Origin of the sequence: Microbacterium kunmingense (genome assembly GCF_023155745.1) — a bacterium.
Classification (GTDB): domain Bacteria; phylum Actinomycetota; class Actinomycetes; order Actinomycetales; family Microbacteriaceae; genus Microbacterium; species Microbacterium kunmingense.
In genome coordinates this window covers 1-949 of sequence record NZ_JAKNUS010000024.1, presented here as the reverse complement: position 1 = coordinate 949, position 949 = coordinate 1, and the positions used below count along the sequence as shown (strand labels likewise).

The window sequence follows — 949 nt, the reverse complement described above, 5'->3', positions numbered from 1 at the left end:
CTAGGGCGTGTCTCTTAAAGCCTTGAGCCAGATGGTGATGGCGCGTAGGACGACGCCGCCGCGATAGGTCAGGGCGAGTTTGTCGTAGCGGGTGGCCAAGGCGCGCCATTGCTTGAAGATGTTGAATCCGCGCTCGACGACGTTGCGGCGCTTGTAGGCCTCGGTGTCGTAGGTGACCGGGCGACCACCCTTGGCGCCGCGGCGCTTGCGGTTGGCGATCTGATCATCGCGTTCGGGGATGACGGCCTGGATGCCGCGCCGGCGCAACAGCTTGCGGTTGGCCCGGGAAGAGTAAGCCTTGTCACCCAGCGCCCGGTCGGGCCTGGTGCGTGGCCGGCCCCCACCCAGGCGCGGTACCCGCAGGGCGTTCATCACGTGCTCGAACATCGGGGAGTCCCCGCCCTGCCCGGGCCCGAGCAGCATCACCAGCGGCCGCATGTTCCCGTCGCACAGGTGGTGGATCTTCGTCGACAGGCCGCCGCGGGAGCGGCCGATGGCGTGATCAGGCGGCTCGATGCGCAGATTCGTGTAATTCGTCAGGTCCCCCTGTGTCCCGGGGCAGGTTGGTGGCGTGCTGATGGGCGCGGTTGATCGTGGAGTCCACCGAGACTTCCCAGTCGATCAGCCCGGCGGCGTCGGCATGGGCCAGCAGGACGCTGTGGATCTTGTCCCACGTCCCATCACCGCTGAAGCGGCGGTGCCGCTTCCACACCGTCTGCCACGGCCCGAAGCACCCGGGTAAGTCCCGCCACGCGATCCCGGTCCGGTAGCGATAGATGATGCCCTCCACCACGGTGCGATGATCGGCGAACGGCCGACCACGACGCCCCTGCGAGGACGGCATCAACGGAGCAATCAGCTCCCACTGCGCATCAGTCAGCAACTCCGTTCGAGACACACACCGAGCGTTCCAGCGACCAGCCCAAACCTTTGGGAGACACGCCCTAGT

Annotated in this window: 1 protein-coding gene; it reads right to left on the bottom strand. The window is 66.8% G+C overall.

All coding sequences use genetic code 11. The annotated features are described in order from the left end of the window. A protein-coding gene (locus MA875_RS17340; RefSeq protein WP_241186004.1) for an IS5 family transposase occupies positions 1-844 on the bottom strand; the annotation gives its coding sequence in 2 pieces (ribosomal slippage) (positions 1-537 and positions 539-844; 843 coding nt in all). Positions 845-949 lie beyond the last annotated feature (105 nt).